Genomic DNA, 3,170 nt, shown 5'->3' with positions numbered 1-3,170 from the left:
GGCGAACGGGCCGCGATCGTCACGATCACCAACAAGAGCACGACCTATCCGTATCTCGTGCAGTCGTGGCTCGAGGACGAGAAACACAACAAGATCACGTCGCCGCTGATGGTCGTGCCGCCACTGCAGCGCGTCGAGGCGAACGAGCGCAACGTGCTGCGGATCGCGAAGCTGCCGGGTGCCGGCCTGCCGGCCGATCGTGAAACGGTGTTCTACCTGAACATCCGCGAAGTGCCGCCGAAGAGCGATGTGCCGAACTCGCTGCAGATCGCGCTGCATACGCAGATGAAGCTGTTCTATCGGCCGAAGGCCGTGCAGCCGGCGCGCGACGAGGACTGGACGCTGCCGATGACATTGCGGGTGGACGCGGCCGCGCACAAGCTGGTGTTCGACAACCCGACGCCCTATCACATCACGATCGTCGAAGTGGCGTCGGGTGCACAGAAGACGCCCGTGCCGCTGGACCCGGTGATGGTCAGCCCGATGAGCACGGCCGACGTGCCGTTCAAGGCCGCGACGCCGTCGACGCTGTTCGTCACGCATGTGGACGACTACGGCGGCCAGGTGGCGGTCGAGTATGCGTGTGAGGCCGGTGCTTGCAAGAGCGTGAAGAAATGAGCGGGGGCGCAAGACAACGCGTGTCGCCGCTCGCGTCGTGGCTGCGCTGGGTCGTGCTAGCGATGCTGATCGCGGCGGTGCAGCCGGCATGGGCGCTGCGCTGCCTGAGCGACGGTGGCGCGGATTCGCTTACCGAGTCGATCGGCGGTGTCGCATCGTATCCGACGGACGCGCAGGACGGGTACGTGATCTGGGTGTCGCCGCCGCGCACGACGACGGGCTACTGCTACAAGGACTACGGCGGGGACGCGCTGAAGTTCTCCGAGAAGGTTTACTTCTACGCGAACCCGAGATCGCAGGATCCCGCCGCATGGGGGCTGGAGATCGGCATTCGCTATGGTGGCCAGGACTATTTCGGCCTGGGTAGCGGGCCGAGCGCGCGCGTGGAAACCACCACCACCGTGGGTCCGTGCTCGCCCCGGGACTTTGAATGGGGGCGCTGCGAGAAGGTGCCGCTCAGCATTACCTATCAGGTGGTGGTGCGCAAGAAGGGTCAATGGATGCAGCCGCCGAACGATATCTATGCGGTCTTCCAGTTCGACGGAAGAGGCGGCCTCAACGCGGCCCGATCGAGTTTTCAGTACCGGCTGAGCGGGTTGTCGCGCCTGAAGCCGACACCGTGCCTGGTCGACGTGCTGGTGACGCCCGAGCCCGGCATCGTCAATTTCGGCCAGGTGCAGGCGTCCGGCAATGGCTTCCTGCCGGTGGTGCCGCGCCGGCGGTTCTCGTTGTCGCTGACGAAGAAATGCAGCATCCCGATTCGCGTCGACGGTTATTTCGAGGCGACCAAGGGCACCGTGCAGAACGGTTTGCTGGTACCGGCGACGAACAGCAATTTCGGGATCGGCCTCGAGGATAGTCAGGGCAAGCCGATCGAATTCAACAAGCAGTTCACGCTCACGCAGTTTGCGGCCAACGTCGCGAATCAGACCGTGTTGCTCGATGCGGTGCTCAAGTCGTTCGGACCACCGAAGATCGGGCCGTTCGATGCGTCGGCGACGATCCGGATTTTCCTGTATTGAGCGCCGTGCGGTGCAGAAGACGTCGCCTGCACCGGATTTGCGTTGACGAAGAGAAGGAGGAGAAGGGGATGCATCTGAGACACGGCGTTGTCGCGGCCGTGCAGACCATCACGGGCCAGGGATACCGCGAGGACGATCCGGAGGGTAGACATCAATTCTGGCAAGTGCATATCGATGCCGCGACGTTGCGGGCATTGCCGGCTGCTGCACCGGGTGCCGATGCCCGGCGCTCGCAGGCATCGACGCTGAAACCCGAGGCTCGCGCATTGGCGGCGCAACGCCCGAGGGCGATGCGCGGCGATGTATGCCGGACACCAACCGGTCGCGCGTTGCTCGTACGATGCAGGTTGTTGCCGCAGAGCCGGTAAAACGAAAAAACGCCGGCTTGCCGGCGTTTTTCACATCTGCTGCGCGAGGCTCAGCGCACCCAGCGGCACATCTTGTGATGGTGATGGTCGAAGTGGCACACCCGGTGCGGATGCGCTTCGGCGATGGCCGGCACGAGCACGGCGGCGGCGAGCGCCGCGACGGTCAGGGTTTTGAGTAGCGTCTTCATGTGGTGATCCTGTCATTGAATAGTGGGGCACGGGAGCGGCAGTGCGTTACCACTGCGGCCGCTGATCGTCGCGATGGTCATCCCGGCGATCGTCGCGGCGGTCGTCATGCCCGACGGGATGCTGAGCCTCCCAGTCGCGGCGCTCCCAGTAGCGATTGCCGTCCCAGTAGCGATCGCCATGCCAGCCGATCGTGACTTCGGCCGGTCCTGGATAGGCGACACAACCGGTGAGCATCACGCTCGACAGCGCACCAACCATGACAGCGGATAACACGATGGATTTCATGTTGTTCTCCCTTGAAAAACGGCATGTCGATCGTACGAGCCCTCAAAATTTCACGTAGTAATAAGTTGCTACCGCGCATGACAGGCGCAGGCGTTTCGTCAGAACCGTGAAAGATCGTGTCGGCGCAAGCGGCGGCCGCGTGCGCCGAACAGACGCGTCAGTGGCCGCGTGCCGCGACCCGCGGCACACGTCCCGTCTGTCCCAGCAACGATTCCGGCGATTATTCAGACAAATCCTGACAGTCGAAAGGGTTATCTCGTAATCGTATTGAGAATGATTTGCGTTTACGTTAAATTGCGCTATCTCGGAATTTGACGGAGCAGATCGATGGCGATGGCGGAAGTGCTCGACCGACCGGCGGCGGCAGCGGCGAACCCGTTCCTCGGCCGTGATACCGATCGGCCGCTGCGTGCGTGCCGTACCGCGGAGCCCCGTGCGCAGGGTGCGCTGCTCGACGTGCTGATCTCGCATCGCGCGATGCTCGTCAACGTCGCGCGCGGCTTCGTCGGCTGCGCGAGCCGCGCCGAGGATGTCGTACACGACGTGTTCGTGAAGCTCGTCGAATTCCCGAACCAGGACGCGGTGCGCCAGCCGGTCGCTTACGTGACGCGGATGGTGCGCAATGCGTCGATCGACGCATGCCGCCGGCAAAGCCTCGAGAACGTCTATCACACGGAAGAGGACGACG

5 protein-coding genes are annotated in these 3,170 nt (G+C 63.5%); 3 read left to right on the top strand and 2 right to left on the bottom strand.

Annotated elements, in window-relative coordinates:
• Both JYJ84_RS32505 and JYJ84_RS32500 read left to right on the top strand, forming a co-directional pair.
• The coding region (locus tag JYJ84_RS32505) for a molecular chaperone (protein WP_205189980.1) at nucleotides 1-618 on the top strand (618 nt) is incomplete at its 5' end.
• The gene (locus JYJ84_RS32500; RefSeq protein WP_122945315.1) at nucleotides 615-1,640 is read left to right on the top strand and encodes a fimbrial protein; all 1,026 of its coding nucleotides are present in this window, start codon (nucleotides 615-617) and stop codon (nucleotides 1,638-1,640) included. The genes JYJ84_RS32505 and JYJ84_RS32500, both read left to right, overlap by 4 nt.
• A 418-nt stretch (nucleotides 1,641-2,058) precedes the next feature.
• Here the strand turns inward: JYJ84_RS32500 and JYJ84_RS32495 are convergent, their stop codons facing one another.
• Both JYJ84_RS32495 and JYJ84_RS32490 read right to left on the bottom strand, forming a co-directional pair.
• Nucleotides 2,059-2,196: an HHHH-motif protein gene (locus JYJ84_RS32495; protein ID WP_011351930.1), complete on the bottom strand. Its 138-nt coding sequence runs from the start codon at nucleotides 2,194-2,196 to the stop codon at nucleotides 2,059-2,061.
• A gap of 46 nt (nucleotides 2,197-2,242) precedes the next feature.
• Nucleotides 2,243-2,482: a hypothetical protein gene (locus JYJ84_RS32490; RefSeq protein WP_174959783.1), complete on the bottom strand. Its 240-nt coding sequence runs from the start codon at nucleotides 2,480-2,482 to the stop codon at nucleotides 2,243-2,245.
• 327 nt (nucleotides 2,483-2,809) lie between these two features.
• Between JYJ84_RS32490 and JYJ84_RS32485 the strand changes: the two genes are divergently transcribed.
• Nucleotides 2,810-3,170, top strand: a 361-nt coding sequence (locus JYJ84_RS32485; RefSeq protein ID WP_275890756.1) for a sigma factor, incomplete at its 3' end; no start/stop codon positions are given.

The sequence above is a fragment of the Burkholderia sp. LMG 13014 genome, from assembly GCF_905232215.1.
In the GTDB taxonomy this organism is placed as follows: Bacteria; Pseudomonadota; Gammaproteobacteria; order Burkholderiales; family Burkholderiaceae; genus Burkholderia.
Note: the sequence above shows the minus strand (reverse complement) of the source record. Positions and strands in the feature narration are given on the sequence as shown.